This window comes from Vibrio sp. Vb0937 (assembly GCF_033338855.1).
In genome coordinates this window covers 1-1,128 of sequence record NZ_JAWOTK010000364.1, presented here as the reverse complement: position 1 = coordinate 1,128, position 1,128 = coordinate 1, and the positions used below count along the sequence as shown (strand labels likewise).

Here is a 1,128-nt window from a genome sequence, read left to right as displayed (position 1 = left end):
CAATCCAGCCAGTAAGGAGCAAGTCGATATCGTTGATGTTTTCAAGATCCACTCGCTCGAAACGGTCGTCGGTGAGCAGAGTCAGCTTGATGCCGATATCGGCGAAGTTCGCCTGAATGAGCTCAGCAGTTTTGCGTGGACTTGGGTTGAATGCTCTTGGCTCTAGCGGCACCCACATCGACAGTTTTAGACCATCTTCGTATCCCGCTTCACGAAGTAGAGCGAGAGCGTAATTTCGGTCATAACGAATTTTCGCACTGTCTTTTTGATACGCCCAAGAGTTCGGCGGCAGCAATGTATAAGCTAGGGTTCCTGTACCGTAATAAACCGAATCCAAGATATTTTGACGATTGATCGCAAGGTTCAACGCTTGGCGGACTCGTGGGTCGCGAAGTGCTGGAGTCTCGGTATTAATCGCAATAAAGGAAACGTTATTTGCTGGTGTTGCCGTCAACTCAAGGTTTTCATCTTCTTGAATGATTGGGATCTGGCTAGAGATAGGTGAAGACAAAACATCGCATTCATTGCGCAGCAACTTAGCTAACGTGCCAGTACCACGGTGTGAAATGTCGAACACTACCTGTTCCATTTTCGCTGGCGAGTTCCAGTAGTTCGGGTGACGTTCCAAGCGAATCAAATCGTTTACTTGATACTCTTTGAGCTGGTAAGGCCCTGAACCAATAGGGAGTTGGTCGATTTGCTCTTTGTTGTCTTTTGCCGCCAATTGTTGACCGTATTCTGCTGACAGTATTACCGCATGGCTGGTGGCGATGTTTGCCAAGAATGAAAAGTTTGGTTGCGCGAGTTTAAACGTCACTGTGTAATCATCGACAGCAATCACATCTTGCAATAGATTTTGAAAATCTAAACCAGCAAACCATGGATAAAAACCACCACCAACTTGATGAAAAGGATGGTCTACATCAATGATTCGCTTAAAGCTGAATACCACGTCTTTTGAATTTAACGGGCGAGTCGGAGAGAACCACGGTGTCGTTTGGAACTGAACGCCATGTTTGAGCTTGAATGTGTACTCAGTACCTTCCTTGTTCACAGACCAACTTTCCGCAATGCTTGCAATAGGTTGGTGTGTTTTAGGATCAAGCGTGAGTAATGTGTCGTACAACT

At 46.0% G+C, this 1,128-nt stretch carries 1 protein-coding gene; it reads right to left on the bottom strand.

The genetic code is table 11. The features are described from left to right. Positions 1–1,128, bottom strand: a 1,128-nt coding sequence (locus R7P67_RS25750) for an ABC transporter substrate-binding protein (protein ID WP_318086441.1), incomplete at both ends; no start/stop codon positions are given.